A 17,615-nucleotide genomic window follows, 5' to 3' on the forward strand; every position below is an offset into this window, starting at 1 on the left:
TATCCGTCGCGCCACGTCGGCCCCGGGAACCTGCTGCATCGCTTGTTCGCCGCGATGGCGGCGTGCCGCGCCTTATCGTTGCGCGCGGCCTATCCCGCGTTCGTATGCCGGACTCGTTCGCCGCCGGCCCAGCCCGCTCCGCCTGTCCGCGCGCCGATTCGAGCGAAGCGGCGCGCCGCGCCGTCTGGCACGATAATGCGATTCGCGTGTACCCGATCGGCGCGGCCCGTCGAGCCGCCCGATCGCACTGACTCGTCCGATTCACCCGATTCACCCGATTCGCCTGCGGGCGGCGCGCGCGGCATCGCGCCGCCCGCCGCCCTCGGCAGATTTTTCAATCCGGAGGAAGCATGCAGATCACTGGGGAGATGTTGATTGGCGCGACCGCGGTGCGCGGCACCGAAGGCACGATGCGCGCATTCGATCCGACGCACGACGTCGAGCTCGAGCCGGCGTTCGGCGCGGGCGGCGCGGCCGAAGTCGATCGCGCGTGCCGCCTTGCGAGCGCCGCATTCGATTCCTTTCGCCAGGCGCCGCTCGAGACGCGCGCGCGCTTTCTCGAAACGGTTGCCGAGCGCATCGTCGGGCTCGGCGATCAGTTGATCGAACGCGCGCATGCGGAATCGGCGCTGCCCGTCGCGCGTCTCGAAGGCGAGCGCGCGCGCACGGTCGGCCAGTTGCGGTTCTTCGCGTCGGTGGTGCGCGAAGGCCGCTGGCTGAGCGCGACGCTCGATTCCGCGCAGCCCGAGCGCAAGCCGCTGCCGCGCGCCGATCTGCGCTTGCAGAAGATTCCGGTCGGCCCCGTCGCCGTGTTCGGCGCGAGCAATTTTCCGCTCGCGTTCTCGGTAGCGGGCGGCGACACCGCGTCGGCGTTCGCGGCCGGCTGCCCGGTCGTCGCGAAGGCGCATCCCGCGCATCTGGGCACGTCGGAGCTCGTCGGGCGCGCGATCCGGCAGGCGGTCGCCGATTGCGGTCTGCACGACGGCGTGTTCTCGCTCGTCGTCGGCGCGGGCAACGCGATCGGCGAGGCGCTCGTCGCGCATCCGGCGATCAAGGCGGTCGGCTTCACCGGCTCGCGCGGAGGCGGCATCGCGCTGATGGGCGTCGCCGCCCGGCGGCGCGAGCCGATTCCGGTCTTCGCGGAAATGAGCAGCGTCAATCCGTTCTTCGTGCTGCCCGGCGCGTTGCGCGCGCGCGGCGCGACGATCGCCCAAGGCTTCGTCGAATCGCTGACGCTCGGCGTCGGACAGTTCTGCACGAATCCCGGGCTCGTCGTCGCGCTCGACGGGCCGGACCTGAAGGCGTTCGTCGACGCGGCCGCGCAGGCGCTCGCGCAAAAGGGCGCGCAGACGATGCTGACCTCGGGCATCGCGTCGTCGTACGAGAGCGCGGTCGCCGCGCGCCGTGCGGCGACGGGCGTGAGCGAAGTCGCGCAGGGCGTGCGCAGCGACGCGCGCAACGCCGCGCTGCCCGCGCTGTTCACGACGACGCAAACGCAGTTCGCCCAGGACCCGCGGCTCGAAGCCGAGATCTTCGGGCCGACGTCGCTTGTCGTCGTGTGTCGCGACGTCGGCGAGATGATCGCGCTCGCCGAGCACATCGAAGGGCAGTTGAGCGCGACGCTGCATCTCGAAGACGACGATGTCGAGCTGGCGCGCAAACTGTTGCCGACGCTCGAGCGCAGGGCGGGCCGCATCGTTGCGAACGGGTATCCGACGGGCGTCGAGGTTGCGCACGCGATGGTGCACGGCGGGCCGTTCCCGGCGACCTCGGATTCGCGCAGCACGTCGGTCGGCGCGCTCGCGATCGAGCGCTTCCTGCGGCCCGTCTGCTATCAGGACTTGCCCGCGGCGCTGCTGCCGGCCGCGCTCGCCGACGCGAATCCGCTCGGCCTCTGGCGCTTGCGCGACGGCCAGCTCGGCAGGGAGTGAACGCGATGCGCGAAATCGAATCCAGGCGCTATCCCGATCCGGCCGTGCGCGTGCTCGATCCGCGTTTCGACGCGCTGCGCATCCGGTCGGCGTCCGTCGAATGCCTGTTTCAGGGCGCGCGCTGGGCCGAGGGGCCGGTGTGGTTCGGCGACGGCCGTTACTTGCTGTGGAGCGACATCCCGAACAATCGGCTCCTGCGCTGGGACGAGCAGAGCGGCGCGGTCGGCGTGTTCCGCCAGCCGTCGAACAACGCGAACGGCAACACACGCGATCGCGCGGGGCGGCTCGTCACCTGCGAGCACCTGACGCGCCGCGTCACGCGCACCGAGTACGACGGCTCGATCACGGTGCTCGCCGAACGCTTCGAAGGCAGGCGCCTGAATTCGCCGAACGACGTGATCGTGAAGTCCGACGGCTCGATCTGGTTCAGCGATCCGGACTTCGGCATCCAGAGCTTTTACGAAGGCGAGAAGCAGGAGCCGGAATTGCCCGAGCGCGTTTATCGGATCGATCCGCACACGAGAGAGCTCGAAGCCGTCGTCGACGGCGTGCCGGGGCCGAACGGCCTCGCATTTTCGCCGGACGAATCGATACTCTACGTCGTCGAATCGAAGGGCCGGCCGCGCACGATCCGCGCTTACGATGTTGCGAGCGACGGCAAATCGGTGCGCAACGAACGCGTGCTGATCGATGCGGGAGAGGGGACGCCCGACGGTTTTCGCGTCGACGCGCACGGCAACCTGTGGTGCGGCTGGGGGATGGGCGCCGACGAGCTCGACGGCGTGCGCGTGTTCACGCCGGAAGGCGACGCGATCGGGCACATCGCGTTGCCCGAGCGTTGCGCGAACGTCTGCTTCGGCGGACGGCACAGGAACCGGCTGTTCATGGCGGCGAGCCATGGCTTGTATTCGCTGTACGTGAACGCGCAAGGGGTGGCGGGCGGTTGAGCGCGGGCGCGTCGCGATGCGCGTGGCTCGCGTCGCGGTTCGGCCTCCTGCGTTCGGGCGTTGCGCATGCGTTGCGTTGCGTCGCGTCGCAACGCCGTAGGTTGCGCCGCGCCGACGCGCACCGCGTGCAGGTCGGCTCGAGCGCGGCAGCCGGCGGCGCGGCGGCCGTTGTCGAAATCCGGATCGACGCTATCACCGCTTTCCGGGGCAACCGCACATCGATATCGACGCTGGTACCGGTACCGATTTCGCCGATGCCGCGAAAACCGATGACGCCGCATCGACGCGCGCGGCAACTGAGGGCGCGCATGTGCGTTTCGCGGTGAAGCACATGCGTTTCGTGAAGCGTGGTGAAGCGATGCGGCAGCGGCGATCGGCGACGTTTACCGTTCGTTACGCATTGCAAGCCGCGCGAGCGCAACTCCGTTGCGTGCGCGTCGGCTTATCTCGAAAAGATTCGGCATGCGCCGACCGGCGAAAACGCTATGCGTCGCGCCTGCGCGCACATTCAAACGCCCGAATCAAACGATCGGCCCGATTGAATGCGCAGTCGAGCTGGTCTCTTGGCATACGAATGCGAACGCGGCCGAACGGCGCGCCCGTCCTGCGGCGGTGACGATCGCCCGGCTTGCGAGCCGATGCCGCATCGGCGGCACGCAACAGCGGCACGCATCAGCACGCGCCGGCACGCACGCAACGACAACGCCGACATGCACGCCGACATCAACACCGACATCAACACCGACATCAACGCGGAATCGGCGCGAACTCGACGATGCGACCCGGCCGGCGCGGCGGATGATAAGGCAGCGCAAACTCGTCGGCCGCGCGCGCATCGCGCGACGCGGCGGCGTCGAACCCCTTGTCGACGACGGTATAGCCCGAGCGCAGCGCAAACTGCGGATGATTGCCGGCGGGCCGGCTGTCGAAGCCGGCGAAGCCGTCGGGCGTCTCGGGCATCGCATTGACGAGCGACGCGTTGCTCGTCGTGATCTGGTCAGGAGAAATCGGCCCGCCGCTTGCAATGCGGGCGGCCTCGCGGTTCTTGCCGTCGGTGTCGACGGTGCTGTCGTGCGTCGCGTCGTTGTACAGCTCGACGCTGCGCGGATGCGCGCGGCCGGCGTCGGCGGGCGCCCTGCGTTCGAACGGATTCATCGCGATCATCCTCGCGGCGCGACGCCCGGATCTTGCAAGACCCGTTCCGGGCAAGACGGAAAAGGACGCGCGTGCGAGCGCCGCCGTCGCGCCGCGTGTCACGCTTTCCAAATAATTATTTCAGCTAGAAGACGCGTTTTCTACAGAGTATGATTCTTTTCCGACAAAGCGGTGCGCGACATTTGGCGCACCCGCTTTCGCCCGCATCGGGCGCCGCGGCATCCTTAACGGACGGGTAGCGAAGAAGAAGGTAAAGGGGACTTAAGGTGGGCGGACTTATGCACTCTACGACTACGGCATTCACGCATCGCGGGTACCTGCTGAACTGTGCGCCGGCGCGCTCAAGCGACGGCTCGTTTCAGCCTTACGTCGTCATCTCCCGATCGAGCGACGGCGAGCTGGTCGCGAATCGTTTCTTTCCCTCCGATCTGCATTTCAACGACGAAGACGCGGCGATCGCGCATGCGCGCGATTGGGCCGTCCGATGGATCGACGCGAGCAGTCTCACGATTTAGGACGGCGCGGCGAAGCGCGCGGCGGCGTGCACGCCGCTGACGCGGCAAAAACGCGGTAATCTTGCGGAACCCGTCACTTTTATTGGACGGCCGTGCGCCGAAGCGCGGCCGTACGTTTTTGCCCATGTCGAAATCCGCCCGAAACTGGGACCTCGAACACATCGTCGCCGAGCTGCGCGAATCGCGCGAGAAGCTGCACCGGACGCGCCATCCGCGCGGCATTCGCGAACTGCCTTCGCGCGACGCGATCTGCACGATCGTCTCGGGCCTGCGCGCGTCGATGTTCCCGACGCATTACGGCGCGCCCGATCTGACCGACGAGACCGTCGACTACTACGTCGGCCACACGCTCGAAAGCACGCTGCGCCTGCTCGCCGAGCAGATCCGCCGCGCGCTGCCGTTCCTCCCCGAGCACGCTGACACGCCGCCCGCCGCGCTCGCCGAACGCGCGTTCGGAATCGCGCGCGAGCTGGGCACGCAACTGCCCGGCATCCGCGCGCTGCTCGTCAGCGACATTCAGGCCGCGTACGCCGGCGATCCGGCCGCGCAGCACATCACCGAGATCCTGCTCTGCTATCCGGGCGTGCTCGCGATGATGCACCACCGGCTCGCGCACGCGCTGTATCAGCTCGGCGTGCCGCTGCTCGCGCGGTTCATCAACGAGATCGCGCATTCGGCGACGGGCATCGACATCCATCCGGGCGCGCAAATCGGCCCGAGCTTCTTCATCGACCATGGCACGGGTGTCGTGATCGGCGAGACAGCGATCATCGGCGAGCGGGTGCGGCTCTATCAGGCGGTCACGCTCGGCGCGAAGAGCTTCCCCGCCGACGGCGACGGGGTGCTCGTCAAGGGCAACGCGCGGCATCCGGTCGTCGAGGACGACGTCGTGATCTATGCGGGCGCGACGATCCTCGGCCGCGTGACGATCGGCAAGGGTTCGGTGATCGGCGGCAACGTGTGGCTCACGCACAGCGTGCCGCCCGGCAGCAGCGTCGCGCAAGGGAAGATCCGCGAGAGCGACAAGGAGCAGATCGAGAAGGATTGAGCGGATGGCGCGGTTGCCGCTTGACGGCACCGCCGCGCTCGCTCACGCTGATTGCCGGCTTGCGGCTTGCGGCTTGCGGCTTGCGGCTTGCGGCTTGCGGCTTGCGGCTTGCGGCTTGCGGCTTGCGGCTCGTCGGCAACCGGTTGCCGCAGTCGCCCTTGCCGGATCAATGCTCACCGGCCGGCGAACGATGCTTGTACAGCACGTCCTGATCGACACGGATCAGGTTCTGTCCCGCGTCGACGACGAAATCGGCGCCGTTGTAGGCCGGCCCGGTCAGCAGCAGGATCGCGTCCGCGACGTCGTCCGGCCCGGCGATCCGCGCGAGCGGCGTCGATGCGCGGCTCGCGTGCTCGAAGTCGGCCTGCGTCTGGTCGTCGCTCGGCAGCATCAATCCCGGAAACACGGCGTTCACGCGCAGCACCGGGCTCGCCGACAGCGCGAGCATCTGCGTGAGATTGCCGAGCGCCGCTTTCGCGACCGTGTAGCTGAAATGGTCGCGATGGAAGTTTTCCTTGATCTTCTGATCGACGACGTTGATCACGACGCCCTGCGCGCCCGCCGCCTTCGCGCGCTCGTAGTACGCGCGCGTGAGCAGGATCGGCGCGCGGCAGTTGATCGCCCACGCGTTGTCGAACGCAGCGAGATCGAAGCTCGGCAGATGGTCCTGCCAGAACACCGACGCGTTGTTCACGAGCACGTCGAGACGGCCAAAGCGCGCGTAGACCGCATCGACGAGACACGCGATCGCATCCGCGTGCGCGAGGTCCGCCTGCAGCGCGACGGCCTCGCCGCCCGACGATTCGATTTCGCGCGCGACGGCCTGCGCGGCATCGGCCGAGCGGTCGTAGTGCACGGCGACGCGATAACCGCGCGCGGCGAAGCGCAGCGCGAAGGCGCGGCCCGCGCGGCGAGCGGCGCCCGTCACGAGCACGACGGGTGCGGTGGCTGGATTCAAGCTCGACTGCATTACGTATTCGTCAGGTTGACCGAGGAAGGATTCGCGACGATCGACAGGAATTCGCGGCGCGTAGTCGGATCGGTGCGGAACGAGCCGAGCATGCGCGACGTCACCATCTCGACGCCGGGCTTGTGGATGCCGCGCGTCGAGATGCACTGGTGCGCGGCCTCGAGGATCACGCCGACGCCCTTCGGCTGCAGCACGTCGAACAGCGTGTCGGCGATCTGCACGGTCATCTTTTCCTGGATCTGCAGGCGTTTCGCGAATGCGTCGACGAGCCGCGCGAGCTTCGAGATGCCGACGACGCGATGGTTCGGCAGATACGCGACATGCGCGCGGCCGATGATCGGCACCATATGGTGCTCGCAATAGCTTTCGAAGCGGATGTCCTTCAGCACGATCATCTCGTCGTAGCCGTCGACTTCGCTGAACGTGCGCGCGAGGATGTCGCGCGGTTCGAGCGCGTAGCCGGAGAAAAATTCCTCGTACGCGCGCACGACGCGCGCCGGCGTGTCGGCGAGGCCCTCGCGCGCCGGATCGTCGCCTGCCCAGCGAAGCAGCACGCGAACGGCCGCTTCGGCTTCGTCGCGGCTCGGCCGGGGCGTGGCCGGGGGAAGCGTCGCGGGCTTGCGAGCCGCGTTGCGGGCCGTCTGCTTGCTCGCCGTTTCGTTCGTCTTGTTGGCCGCCGCCTTGCGTACGGTCGGGGCCGCGCGCTCGCTCGCGGTCTTTCCTTTAGCCATATCCTCTGAACTCCGTGAAGACCGCCGATGCTGCGGCCGGTCGATCATTGTTTCATGCTTTCGCTGCGTGCGTGCGCTGTGGTTCGCTTTTGCGAACGACGGGCGTGCGCTGCCGCACGCGCGGCTCTGCGCGGTCATTTCGGTCATTTCGGCCATTCGTCGAGCGCGTCGTTGAATAGCCCGGCGACGACGCCGCGCAGCCACGCGATGCTCGGATCGTTGTGGAACTTGCGATGCCAATGCTGCTTCAGGTCGAAGCGCGGCAACGGCAGCGGCGGCTCGACGAGCGTGATCGATGCGTGCTCGGTCGCGTACGCGTAGCCGATCGCGTGCGGGACCGTCGCGATCAGGTCGGTGCGGCTCAGGATGAACGGCAGGCTCATGAAGTGCGGCGTTTCGAGCACTGCCCGGCGCGCGAGCCGCCGCTTCGCCAGATGCCGCTCGAGCACTTCCTGGCTGCGGCCCTCCGCGCGCACGACCGCGTGGCCGCACGCGAGAAACTGCTCGAGCGTGAGCGGCCGCTCCGCAAGCGGATGGCCGCGCCGCAGCAGGCAGATGAAGCGGTGCGTGAAGAGCCGCTGCTGAAAGAAGTTGGTGCCGCCGAGATCCGGAAAGTAGCCGATCGCGAGATCGACGCGGCCGTCCTCGAGCGCGTGCCCGACCTCCGCGTGCGGCAGCGAAACCGAACGCAGGTTCGCCTGCGGCGCGCGTTCCGCCAGCGCTTGCAGCAGCCTCGGCAGGAACACGATCTCGCCGACGTCGGACAACGCGATCGCGAACGTGCGCGCGCTCTTCGCCGGATCGAAGTCGTGCGGCGCGACGAGCCCGCGCTCGATGCTCGCGAGCGCGTCGCGCGCGGCGGGGATCAGCGCGAGCGCGCGCGGCGTAGGCTCCATGCCGCGCGACGTCCGCACGAAGAGCGGATCGCCGAAGTGCTCGCGCAACCGCCCGAGCGCGGCGCTCACGCGCGGCTGGCTGACGCCGAGCAGCTCGCCTGCGCGGCTCACGTTGCGCGTCTCGTGGAGCGCGACCAGGTACGGAATGAGGTTCAGATCGAGTTCGGGCATCGCGTCGCTACTATTGAAAATCCGTATACAACTTATCTCCTGAATTGCGTTGCCGCATAGTCGGGATAGCGCCGACAATCGGTTCGCCATTCGAATCAATGTTCACATTTCATGCAGCCGGTGCAAGCGCCGAAGCGCTGACTCCGGTCGACACAGGAGACGAACAATGCGCACGCAAGTCGCGATCATCGGCGCCGGTCCGTCCGGGTTGCTTCTTTCCCATCTGCTTCGCCTGCAAGGCGTCGAATCCGTCGTGCTCGAAACGCGTTCGCGCGAATACTGCGAGAACCGCATCCGCGCCGGCGTGCTCGAGCAAGGCACCGTCGACACGCTGAACGAAGCCGGTCTGGGCGCGCGGATGCGGCGCGAGGGCCTCGTTCACCATGGCGTCGAGCTGCTGTTCGGCGGCCGCCGCCACCGGATCGACTTCGGTGACCTGACACCCGGCCGGGCGATCACCGTCTACAGCCAGCACGAGGTCGTGCGCGATCTGATCGCGGCCGCGCTCGAGCACGGCCAGCCGACCCATTTCGACGTGCGCGACGTCGCGCTGCACGACGTGGCGACCGGGCGGCCGTCGGTGACGTTCTCGCATGCGGACGGGCGCACCGAGCGCATCGACTGCGACTACGTCGCCGGCTGCGACGGCTTTCACGGCATCGCCCGCCGGACGATTCCCGCCGAGCGGCTGCGCACGTTCGAGCGCGTGTATCCGTACGCTTGGCTCGGCATCCTCGCCGAGGCGGCGCCGTCGCTCGACGAGCTCGTCTATGCACATCATGCGCGCGGCTTCGCGCTGTTCTCGATGCGCTCGCCGACCGTCACCCGACTGTACCTGCAATGCCGGCCCGACGAGAACCTGGCCGAATGGCCGGACGAGCGGATCTGGGGAGAGCTGCGCACGCGCTTCGAGAACGACAGCGGCTGGATGCCGAGCGAAGGCCGCATCACGCAGAAGAGCGTGACGCCGATGCGCAGCTTCGTGTCCGAGACGATGCAGTACGGGCGGCTGTTCCTGGCGGGCGATGCCGCGCACATCGTGCCGCCGACGGGCGCGAAGGGGATGAACCTCGCGGTCGCCGACGTCCGGGCGCTGTCGCGCGCGCTCGGCGCGCGCTACCGCGACGGCCGCGACGACTTGCTCGACGCGTACTCGTCAACCTGTCTGGAACGGGTATGGCGCGCCGAGCATTTTTCGTATTGCATGACGAACATGCTGCATCCGTGCGCCGACGATTCGCCGTTCGTCAATCGGCTCAGGCGCGCCGAGCTCGAGTACGTCACGCGTTCGCGCGCGGCCGCGCAGTCGCTCGCGGAAAACTACGTCGGCTTGCCGTTCGACGACGCGTCGCGCACCACGCCTTCCTTCGGCGCGGCCGCCGCCGCGTGAGCGCATCGCGCGGAAATCGCGCAAGGCAGGCCCGCGCGCCGTCGTCTTGACAATTCTGCGCGCGCGCCTCTATGATCGGCACACCGTTCGCTAATCGAATCTGAGTTCGTAATTCGAACAAATCGGATCGCCTGGCGAAGCGCGCAGCCATGCGCGAACGCGTGCCGCAGCGGGCGGCGCGCGCGGATTCGCACAGGAAGAGACATGGTCAACAAGATTTTCGATTCCCTCCAGTCGGCGGTGGCCGACGTCCACGACGGCGCGACGATCATGATCGGCGGCTTCGGCACGGCCGGGATGCCCGCCGAGCTGATCGACGCGCTGATCGCGCACGGCGCGCGCGAGCTGACGATCGTCAACAACAACGCCGGCAACGGCGAGACGGGCCTCGCCGCGCTGCTGAAGGCGAAGCGCGTGCGCAAGATCATCTGCTCGTTCCCGCGCCAGGCCGATTCGCAAGTGTTCGATGCGCTGTATCGCGCGGGCGAGATCGAGCTCGAGCTGGTGCCGCAAGGCAATCTCGCCGAGCGGATTCGCGCGGCGGGCGCCGGCATCGGCGGATTTTTCTCGCCGACCGGCTACGGCACGAAGCTTGCCGAAGGCAAGGAAACGCGCGTGATCGACGGCAAGCATTACGTGTTCGAAACGCCGATTCACGCGGATTTCGCGCTCGTGAAGGCGTACAAGGGCGACCGCTGGGGCAATCTCGTCTATCGGAAGACCGCGCGCAACTTCGGCCCGGTGATGGCGATGGCCGCGAAAACGTCGATCGTGCAGGTGTCGCAAGTCGTGCCGCTCGGCGCGCTGAATCCCGAGCACGTCGTGACGCCCGGCATCTTCGTGCAGCGCATCGTCGAAGTGCCGCAGGCCGCGCATGCGGCCGAGCTGGCCGCCGAACGCGCCGCGAGCGCCGCCTGAATCCCCGAGGAGAGCACGATGAAACGACTGACCCGCGACGACATGGCCAAGCGCGTCGCGCAAGACATTCCCGAAGGCGCGTACGTGAACCTCGGCATCGGCGTGCCGACGCTCGTCGCGAACCATCTCGATCCGCGCAAGGAAATCTTCCTGCACAGCGAGAACGGCCTGCTCGGCATGGGCCCGGCCCCCGCGGCGGGCGAAGAGGACGACGAGCTGATCAACGCCGGCAAGCAGCACGTGACGCTGCTCACGGGCGGCGCGTACTTTCATCACGCGGATTCGTTCGCGATGATGCGCGGCGGCCATCTCGACTATTGCGTGCTCGGCGCGTTCCAGGTATCCGCGAAAGGCGATCTCGCGAACTGGCATACGGGCGCGCCCGATGCGATTCCCGCGGTCGGCGGCGCGATGGATCTCGCGATCGGCGCGAAGCAGGTGTTCGTGATGATGGAGCACCTGACGAAGCAGGGCGAAAGCAAGATCGTCGCGCAATGCTCGTATCCGGTGACGGGCGTGCGCTGCGTCGATCGCATTTATACCGATCTCGCGGTGCTCGACGTGACGAGCGACGGGCTCGCCGTGCGCGAGATCTTCGCCGGCATCTCGTTCGACGAGCTGCAGAAGCTCACGGGCGTGCCGCTCGTCGACGCGACGCGGAAGGCCGCCGCATAACGCGGCGGCGCGCGGCGCCGCACGCGTTTGTTTCGCCCGGCCGCCTGGCGTGTCGCCGAGGTCGGCCGAACGGACGAGCGCGCGCCGTTCGGCGCTTCGGTGGACAATAAGCGCAATCCGTTTTTTTCCGATCGATCCCATGCTCGAAGACAGCGCCCGCCTGACCTCCCTCATCTGTGCGAGCGAATCGCTGAATCAGATCTGGTCGCCGCGCGCGACGTTGCAGCGCATGCTCGACGTCGAAGCGGCGCTTGCCCGCGCGCTCGCCGCGCACGGCGTGATTCCGGCGAGCGCGGTGCAGCCGATCGAGGCGACGTGCACGGCCGACGCGCTCGACGCGCAGGCGCTGATGCGCGACGCGGCGCTCGGCGGCAATCTCGCGATTCCGCTCGTCAGGCAGTTGACCGCGCGCGTGAAGGCGCGCGACGCCGAAGCGGCGAAATTCGTGCACTGGGGCGCGACGAGCCAGGACATCATCGACACGGCGACGGTGCTGCAGCTGCGCGACACGTTCGACTGGCTCGAGCCGCTGCTGCGCGATACGTGCGCGACGCTCGCGACGCTCGCCGCCGCGCATCGCGCGACGCCGATGATCGGCCGCACGTGGCTGCAGCAGGCGCTGCCGATCACGCTCGGATTGAAGTTCGCGCAATGGCTCGACGCGCTGCTTCGTCATCGCGAGCGTATCGCCGCGTTGCGCGAGCGCACGCTCGCGCTGCAGTTCGGCGGGGCGGCGGGCACGCTCGCGAGCCTGCGCGACGCGGCGCCGGCGGTTGCGCGCGCGCTCGCGGACGACTTGCGGCTCGCGCTGCCGGCCGCGCCGTGGCACACGCAGCGCGACCGGATCGCCGAGACGGCGGCTTGCTTCGGGATGCTGATCGGCACGCTCGGCAAGATCGCGCGCGACGTTTCGCTGTCGATGCAGACCGAGATCGGCGAACTCGCCGAGCCTGCCGCGGCCGGCAAGGGCGGTTCGTCGACGATGCCGCACAAGCGCAACCCGGTCGGCTGCGCGGCCGTGCTGACCGCGGCCGTGCGCGCGCCGGGGCTCGTCTCCACCGTGTTCGCCGGCATGGTTCAGGAGCACGAGCGTGCGCTCGGCGGCTGGCAGGCCGAATGGGACGCGCTGCCCGAACTCGCGCGGCTCGCGGGCGGCGCGCTCGCGCAGGTCGCGCAGATCGTCGCCGGCCTGAACGTCGACGTCGCGCGTCTCGCCGCGAATCTCGACGCGACGCACGGCCTCGTGCTCGGCGAAGCGGTGATGCTCGCGCTCGGCGACAAGATCGGCCGGCTCGACGCGCATCATCTCGTCGAGCGCGCATCGAAGGAAGCCGTGCGCAGCGGCCGCCCGCTGTACGACGTGCTCGCCGCCGATCCGGACGTCGCGGCGCACATCGCGCCCGACGCGCTGCGCCAGTTGCTCGATCCCGCTCATTACGTCGGCGAGGCGCATGCCTACGTCGACGCCGTGCTCGCGCTCCATGCGAGCCGCCACTAAGGAGAGATTCCCATGCCTTTCGCATCAGTCAACGGAGTGCGGCTGCATTACCGGATCGACCGCGCGACGCGCGCCGGCGCACCGTGGCTCGTGTTCTCGAATTCGCTTGGTGCGGACCTGTCGATGTGGGCGCCGCAGATCGGCCCGCTGACGGCGCACTTCAACCTGCTGCGCTACGACACGCGCGGTCACGGTCACTCCGACGCGCCGGCCGGCTCGTATTCGATCGAGCAACTGACGGGCGACGTGATCGGCCTGCTCGACCACGTCGGGATCGAGCGCGCGCATTTCTGTGGAATCTCGATGGGCGGCCTCACGGGCGCGGCGCTCGCCGCGCGCCATGCGAGCCGCATCGATCGCGCGGTGCTGTCGAATACGTCCGCGAAAATCGGCTCGCCGCAAGTGTGGGGGCCGCGCGCGCAACAGGCGCGCGCCGAAGGAATGGCGGCGCTCGCCGACGCGGTGCTGCCGCGCTGGTTCACGGCCGCGTTCTTCGAGCGCGAGCCGCGCCTCATCGACGTGATTCGCGACACGTTCAATCACACGGACAAGGAAGGCTACGCGGCGAATTGCGACGCGCTGAACGCCGCCGATCTGCGCGACGAAGTGAAGGGCATTCGCGCGCCGACGCTCGTCGTGACGGGCGCGCACGACATGTCGACGCCGCCCGACCAGGGCCGCGCGCTCGCCGCCGCGGTCGCGGGGGCGGAGCACGTCGAATTCGACTGCGCGCACATCTCGAACATCGAATGCGCGGACGGCTTCAATCGCACGCTGACCGATTTCCTGACGGCGTGACGCGAGGGCATCGAGATGAATGACGACCAACGTTACGAAGCGGGCATGAAGGTGCGCCGCGCGGTGCTCGGCGATGCGCACGTCGAGCGCTCGCTCGCGAATCGCACCGAGCTGACCGAAGAGTTCCAGAACCTGATCACGCGCTATGCATGGGGCGAGATCTGGACGCGCGAAGGCCTGCCGCGCCACACGCGCAGCCTGCTGACGATTGCGATGATGGTTGCCCTCAATCGCGGCGAAGAGCTCGCGCTGCATCTGCGCGCAGCGAAGAACAACGGCGTGACGCGCGACGAGATCAAGGAAGTGTTGCTGCAGACCGCCATCTACTGCGGCGTGCCTGCAGCGAATTCGGCATTTCACCTCGCGCAGCGCATCTTCAGCGAAGACGACGCGGCCTGACGCCGCGCGGTGCAAGAGACAAGCGAGACGCTAGCGACAAAAGAGACGCGAGAGACACAAGAGACACGAGCAAGAAACGACACACCGCACGGGCGGCGCGCCGAACGGCCGCCGCCCGTGCGCGACGACATGCGCCGGCATCGCATCGGCGCGGGACGCGAACGCGTCGATTACAAACCCAACGGAGACAGCAATGACCCACCTCGCGCGCCAGCTCGATGTGCAGCAGTTCATCGACGAACGGCGCTTTTCGCCCTATCAGTGGCTGATTCTGATCCTGTGCTTTTTGATCGTCGCGGCGGACGGCTTCGACACCGCCGCGATCGGCTTCGTCGCGCCCGCCCTCGGCCAGGAATGGCACGTGGCGAAGGCCGCGCTCGGCCCGGTGATGAGCGCGGCGCTCGTCGGCCTCGCGCTCGGCGCGCTCACGGCGGGGCCGCTCGCCGACCGGATCGGCCGCAAGCGCGTGCTGGTCGGCTCGGTCGTGCTGTTCGGACTCTTCAGCATCGGCTGCGCATTCACGCAATCGGTGACGGAGCTCGCGGTGCTGCGGCTGTTGACGGGGCTCGGACTCGGCGCCGCGATGCCGAACGCGACGACGCTGATGGCCGAGTACGCGCCGCACGCGAAACGCTCGTTCCTCGTCAACACGATGTTCTGCGGCTTCACGCTCGGCTCGTCGGCGGGCGGCCTCGTCGCCGCCGCGCTGATTCCGGATCACGGCTGGCGCAGCGTGTTCGTCGTCGGCGGCGTTGCGCCGCTCCTGCTCGGCGCGCTGCTGATCGCGCTGCCGGAGTCGATCCGCTTCATGGTGTTGCGCGGCGCGCCGCACGAGCGGATCGCCGCGGTGCTGCGCAGGATCGCGCCCGGCACGACGTTCGACGGCGTGCGCTTCGTGCTGCCCGACGAACGCGGCGAGCAGCGGCGTTCGGGGGCGGCCGTCGTGTTGTCGCCGCGCTATCGCGCGGGCACCGCGATGCTGTGGCTCACTTACTTCATGGGGCTGCTCGTCTACTACCTGTTGACGAGCTGGCTGCCGACGCTGATTCGCGACACCGGCTTCACCGTGCGCGACGCGGCGCTCGTCACCGCGCTGTTTCCGCTCGGCGGCGGCATCGGCGCGATTGCGACCGGCTGGCTGATGGACCGCTTCGAGCCGCATCGCGTGATCGCGTTCACGTATGCGCTGACGGCGCTGTTCGTATGGATGATCGGATTGCAGGCCGGGCATCTCGCGCTGCTGGCGACCGTCGTGTTCGTCGCGGGCGTTTGCATGAACGGCGCGCAATCGTCGCTGCCGGCGCTCGCGGCGGCGTTCTATCCGACGAGCGGACGCGCGACGGGCGTAGCGTGGATGCTAGGCGTCGGGCGCTTCGGCGGGATTCTGGGAGCGTTTTCGGGAGGCTTGCTGCTGCAGGCGCAGCTCGGATTCGGCACGATTTTTTCGATGCTCGCCGTGCCGGCGCTGATCGCGGCGGGTGCGCTGATGGTCAAGCGCGCGGCGGCGCTGCGCGACGTGGAGCCGGACGCGCCGGCGCGTTCGGCATGATCGGCGCGAGCTGCTGCGAAGATCGACGGGGCGGCGTGTTCGCGCCCCGTCATTCCTCGGCGTCGTGGACCTTCGCGAAGTGGCGAAGGTACGCGCGCAATGCAGCTTCGCGGCTGCGGTGATCGGCGGGCGTCGATGCGCCCATCTCTTCCTCGTCGCCGAACAGCGCGGACGGCGCGCCGTAAGTGCCCACTTCGACGCGCTCGCGCAGCACGCGAATCAGGTGCGCGCGATGGCGATACTCCGCGACCCAATGCAGGCCTTCGATCCGATCGCCTGCTTTCAGCAGTGGCTTCATCTGCGTTCTCCCGGCCGGGACGGGTTCGCGGGGCAGCGAACCGACGTCCGGAAAGAAAGCGTACGCTTTACCGGATCGGATCACAACGGGCGAGGCGTTTCAGTGGCTTCAGTGGCCGGCCACCTTGGCGAGTATCGGATAAAGCGACAGAACGAGCAGCGCGGCCATCGTGATGTTGAACGCGCGCAGCCAGCGCGGATTCGACAGGAAGCCGCGCAGCCCCTGACCGAACGCGGCCCAGATGCTGATGCTCGGCAGGCCGACGCAGACGAACACGAGCGCCATCCAGACGGCGTTGCGGCCGTAGTCCGCGGAGAGCTGGATCGTCGTCGCGGCGGTCAGCACCATCATCCATGCTTTCGGATTGACCCATTGGAACGCGATCGCCTCGACGAACGTCATCGGGCGCGACTTGCCGTGGTGAGCGCGCACTTCGCCTGACGTGCCGATGCGCCATGCGAGATACAGCAGGTAGACGATGCTGGCGGTTTCGAGGAGCGCATAGAGCACGGGGATTCGCTTGAACGCTTCGCCGAGGCCGAAGCCGACCGACAGCATCAGAATCGCGACGCCCACGCTGATGCCGAACATGTGCGGCAGCGTGCGGCGAAAGCCGAAGTTGACGCCGGACGCGAGCAGCATCGTGTTGTTCGGGCCGGGGGTGATCGAGGTGACGAGCGCGAACAGCATGCCGGCGGGCAGCGCACTGACGGTGAGGTAGTTCATGGTGGTGCTCTCTTCGTCCGGGACAAAGCAAGGATGACGAAGCGAGTTTAGTGGACGATGGCAGTACAGTACCGATACAGTTTTCGGAATGGTTACCGGTACGGGGCGGGTCATTACAGGTGCGGACTATCCCATCCGATGATGATCGGATGGCATTGCCGCCTGAAGACGGGGTTTCCGCGGCGGACGCGAGCTTCGCCCTATTCCATTCACGCCGAACGAATCTGCGCGCCGACGCCGTCTCACGTCACGGTGCTCCCGCGGGCGACGCAAACAGAGCGGCAAGGCAGCCGTACGCACAGCCCGGCGCGCGACTCACGATCGTTCGAACGCCTCATGGCATCCGCCGCCGGGCTGCCGCCCTCGCACGGCTTGCAGCAAGTGTTGCGCGCACGCGTATCCCACGTTGAATGCCATGCGAGCATCGACGATGTCGACGCCCGGTTGCGTTGATGCCCACGCTCGTCCGATCTCGGCGGAGGCGAAGAAATGCACCTGGCAGCAGAACGCCGCTCGGATTGGGCCGCTGCCGCACGGCGACACGAGCGACACGGCCGCGCCGGCCGGCTCGACATTTAGCAAGCTACCCTGCTTCGCGGCGACGGTCAGTGTGACGGGCTCGCCGGTTGCGACACAGCGCGAGACGACGTGCGCCGTTTGGCCGATCAACATCGGGAAAAAAAACGCATCGAATGCGCACCACGTGTACAGGCGCCGGCCGCCGACATCGAGCGCGTGCGCTGTTTGTCGCAGCGTGAGCCCGTACCCGACTACGTTGCCGTCATCGTCCCATTCCATATCGACGGCGTGACCCAGCATCGCCGCGACGCGCTCGCGAGGCCATGCGAGCGCCGCGGCAAGCGCGGCGGGCGATACGGGACTTCCCTTCGCCAGCTCGCGCAAGAGCGCGACGAATAGCTGGCCGAAGCCTTCGGGCCGATCGGCCTGCGTCAAGCGATCGATAAGGTCAGTCGCATAGCGATCAATATTCACGATTGCC

The 17,615-nt window shown here is 68.0% G+C and carries 18 protein-coding genes; 11 read left to right on the forward strand and 7 right to left on the reverse strand.

Annotation, left to right across the window (positions count from 1 at the left end; translation table 11 throughout):
• The first annotated feature begins 350 nt into the window (after positions 1-350).
• Both WS91_RS26795 and WS91_RS26800 read left to right on the forward strand, forming a co-directional pair.
• A complete protein-coding gene (locus WS91_RS26795) occupies positions 351-1,931 on the forward strand; it encodes an aldehyde dehydrogenase (NADP(+)) (RefSeq protein WP_059671344.1) in 1,581 nt (526 codons plus the stop codon).
• Between the two features lie 5 nt (positions 1,932-1,936).
• Positions 1,937-2,878, forward strand: a complete 942-nt coding sequence (locus tag WS91_RS26800; RefSeq protein ID WP_038747578.1) for an SMP-30/gluconolactonase/LRE family protein — start codon at positions 1,937-1,939, stop codon at positions 2,876-2,878.
• A gap of 747 nt (positions 2,879-3,625) precedes the next feature.
• Here WS91_RS26800 and WS91_RS26810 read toward each other — a convergent pair.
• Positions 3,626-4,042 (reverse strand): DUF3005 domain-containing protein, encoded by a 417-nt coding sequence (locus WS91_RS26810; protein ID WP_038747502.1) that lies wholly within the window; start codon positions 4,040-4,042, stop codon positions 3,626-3,628.
• A gap of 269 nt (positions 4,043-4,311) precedes the next feature.
• Between WS91_RS26810 and WS91_RS26815 the strand changes: the two genes are divergently transcribed.
• Positions 4,312-4,548 (forward strand): HlyU family transcriptional regulator, encoded by a 237-nt coding sequence (locus tag WS91_RS26815; protein ID WP_038747504.1) that lies wholly within the window; start codon positions 4,312-4,314, stop codon positions 4,546-4,548.
• 124 nt (positions 4,549-4,672) lie between these two features.
• The gene (gene epsC / locus WS91_RS26820) at positions 4,673-5,596 is read left to right on the forward strand and encodes a serine O-acetyltransferase EpsC (RefSeq protein WP_038747507.1); all 924 of its coding nucleotides are present in this window, start codon (positions 4,673-4,675) and stop codon (positions 5,594-5,596) included.
• A 166-nt stretch (positions 5,597-5,762) separates the two neighbouring features.
• Here epsC and WS91_RS26825 read toward each other — a convergent pair whose 3' ends face one another.
• From WS91_RS26825 to WS91_RS26835, 3 genes are all read right to left on the reverse strand, one after another.
• Complete coding sequence (locus WS91_RS26825) at positions 5,763-6,566, reverse strand: SDR family oxidoreductase (protein ID WP_059671346.1); 804 nt, start codon at positions 6,564-6,566, stop codon at positions 5,763-5,765.
• Positions 6,566-7,297 (reverse strand): GTP cyclohydrolase I FolE, encoded by a 732-nt coding sequence (gene folE, locus WS91_RS26830; protein WP_082758384.1) that lies wholly within the window; start codon positions 7,295-7,297, stop codon positions 6,566-6,568. Before folE ends, WS91_RS26825 begins: the two co-directional genes overlap by 1 nt.
• 143 nt (positions 7,298-7,440) lie before the next feature.
• The gene (locus WS91_RS26835) at positions 7,441-8,364 is read right to left on the reverse strand and encodes a LysR family transcriptional regulator (RefSeq protein WP_059642235.1); all 924 of its coding nucleotides are present in this window, start codon (positions 8,362-8,364) and stop codon (positions 7,441-7,443) included.
• Positions 8,365-8,530: 166 nt separating this feature from the next.
• On the opposite strand from WS91_RS26835, the gene WS91_RS26840 reads away from it, so the two are divergent.
• The 7 genes from WS91_RS26840 to WS91_RS26870 all read left to right on the forward strand — a co-directional run bounded on the left by WS91_RS26840 (position 8,531) and on the right by WS91_RS26870 (position 15,591).
• A complete protein-coding gene (locus tag WS91_RS26840; protein ID WP_059576900.1) occupies positions 8,531-9,754 on the forward strand; it encodes a 4-hydroxybenzoate 3-monooxygenase in 1,224 nt (407 codons plus the stop codon).
• 204 nt (positions 9,755-9,958) lie between these two features.
• A complete protein-coding gene (locus WS91_RS26845) occupies positions 9,959-10,672 on the forward strand; it encodes a 3-oxoacid CoA-transferase subunit A (protein ID WP_059576896.1) in 714 nt (237 codons plus the stop codon).
• Positions 10,673-10,690: 18 nt separating this feature from the next.
• A complete protein-coding gene (locus WS91_RS26850) occupies positions 10,691-11,347 on the forward strand; it encodes a CoA transferase subunit B (protein WP_059671348.1) in 657 nt (218 codons plus the stop codon).
• A gap of 139 nt (positions 11,348-11,486) precedes the next feature.
• The gene (locus tag WS91_RS26855) at positions 11,487-12,845 is read left to right on the forward strand and encodes a 3-carboxy-cis,cis-muconate cycloisomerase (RefSeq protein ID WP_059671349.1); all 1,359 of its coding nucleotides are present in this window, start codon (positions 11,487-11,489) and stop codon (positions 12,843-12,845) included.
• 12 nt (positions 12,846-12,857) lie between these two features.
• Complete coding sequence (pcaD, locus tag WS91_RS26860) at positions 12,858-13,643, forward strand: 3-oxoadipate enol-lactonase (protein WP_059671350.1); 786 nt, start codon at positions 12,858-12,860, stop codon at positions 13,641-13,643.
• 15 nt (positions 13,644-13,658) lie between these two features.
• Positions 13,659-14,042 (forward strand): 4-carboxymuconolactone decarboxylase, encoded by a 384-nt coding sequence (pcaC, locus tag WS91_RS26865; RefSeq protein ID WP_038747531.1) that lies wholly within the window; start codon positions 13,659-13,661, stop codon positions 14,040-14,042.
• 193 nt (positions 14,043-14,235) lie between these two features.
• Positions 14,236-15,591: an MFS transporter gene (locus WS91_RS26870; RefSeq protein WP_038747535.1), complete on the forward strand. Its 1,356-nt coding sequence runs from the start codon at positions 14,236-14,238 to the stop codon at positions 15,589-15,591.
• A gap of 49 nt (positions 15,592-15,640) precedes the next feature.
• Here WS91_RS26870 and WS91_RS26875 read toward each other — a convergent pair whose 3' ends face one another.
• From WS91_RS26875 to merB, 3 genes are all read right to left on the reverse strand, one after another.
• Complete coding sequence (locus WS91_RS26875; RefSeq protein ID WP_009894598.1) at positions 15,641-15,889, reverse strand: hypothetical protein; 249 nt, start codon at positions 15,887-15,889, stop codon at positions 15,641-15,643.
• A gap of 108 nt (positions 15,890-15,997) precedes the next feature.
• Positions 15,998-16,615: a LysE family translocator gene (locus WS91_RS26880; protein ID WP_059671351.1), complete on the reverse strand. Its 618-nt coding sequence runs from the start codon at positions 16,613-16,615 to the stop codon at positions 15,998-16,000.
• A 315-nt stretch (positions 16,616-16,930) separates the two neighbouring features.
• Complete coding sequence (gene merB, locus WS91_RS26885; protein WP_197422284.1) at positions 16,931-17,608, reverse strand: organomercurial lyase MerB; 678 nt, start codon at positions 17,606-17,608, stop codon at positions 16,931-16,933.
• Between the last annotated feature and the right edge of the window lie 7 nt (positions 17,609-17,615).

This window comes from Burkholderia sp. MSMB1498, from assembly GCF_001526245.1.
In the GTDB taxonomy this organism is placed as follows: Bacteria; Pseudomonadota; Gammaproteobacteria; order Burkholderiales; family Burkholderiaceae; genus Burkholderia; species Burkholderia savannae.

Bases quoted from the DNA above. Each gene is read 5' to 3' on its own strand.
- WS91_RS26840 (WP_059576900.1), top strand. From the start codon at position 8,531: ATGCGCACGCAAGTCGCGATCATCGGCGCCGGTCCGTCCGGGTTGCTT.
- WS91_RS26800 (WP_038747578.1), top strand. From the start codon at position 1,937: ATGCGCGAAATCGAATCCAGGCGCTATCCCGATCCGGCCGTGCGCGTG.
- WS91_RS26815 (WP_038747504.1), top strand. From the start codon at position 4,312: ATGCACTCTACGACTACGGCATTCACGCATCGCGGGTACCTGCTGAAC.
- WS91_RS26810 (WP_038747502.1), bottom strand. From the start codon at position 4,042: ATGATCGCGATGAATCCGTTCGAACGCAGGGCGCCCGCCGACGCCGGC.
- WS91_RS26795 (WP_059671344.1), top strand. From the start codon at position 351: ATGCAGATCACTGGGGAGATGTTGATTGGCGCGACCGCGGTGCGCGGC.
- WS91_RS26825 (WP_059671346.1), bottom strand. From the start codon at position 6,566: ATGCAGTCGAGCTTGAATCCAGCCACCGCACCCGTCGTGCTCGTGACG.
- WS91_RS26850 (WP_059671348.1), top strand. From the start codon at position 10,691: ATGAAACGACTGACCCGCGACGACATGGCCAAGCGCGTCGCGCAAGAC.
- WS91_RS26835 (WP_059642235.1), bottom strand. From the start codon at position 8,364: ATGCCCGAACTCGATCTGAACCTCATTCCGTACCTGGTCGCGCTCCAC.
- WS91_RS26875 (WP_009894598.1), bottom strand. From the start codon at position 15,889: ATGAAGCCACTGCTGAAAGCAGGCGATCGGATCGAAGGCCTGCATTGG.
- pcaD (WP_059671350.1), top strand. From the start codon at position 12,858: ATGCCTTTCGCATCAGTCAACGGAGTGCGGCTGCATTACCGGATCGAC.
- epsC (WP_038747507.1), top strand. From the start codon at position 4,673: ATGTCGAAATCCGCCCGAAACTGGGACCTCGAACACATCGTCGCCGAG.
- WS91_RS26880 (WP_059671351.1), bottom strand. From the start codon at position 16,615: ATGAACTACCTCACCGTCAGTGCGCTGCCCGCCGGCATGCTGTTCGCG.
- WS91_RS26855 (WP_059671349.1), top strand. From the start codon at position 11,487: ATGCTCGAAGACAGCGCCCGCCTGACCTCCCTCATCTGTGCGAGCGAA.
- WS91_RS26845 (WP_059576896.1), top strand. From the start codon at position 9,959: ATGGTCAACAAGATTTTCGATTCCCTCCAGTCGGCGGTGGCCGACGTC.
- WS91_RS26870 (WP_038747535.1), top strand. From the start codon at position 14,236: ATGACCCACCTCGCGCGCCAGCTCGATGTGCAGCAGTTCATCGACGAA.
- folE (WP_082758384.1), bottom strand. From the start codon at position 7,297: ATGGCTAAAGGAAAGACCGCGAGCGAGCGCGCGGCCCCGACCGTACGC.
- pcaC (WP_038747531.1), top strand. From the start codon at position 13,659: ATGAATGACGACCAACGTTACGAAGCGGGCATGAAGGTGCGCCGCGCG.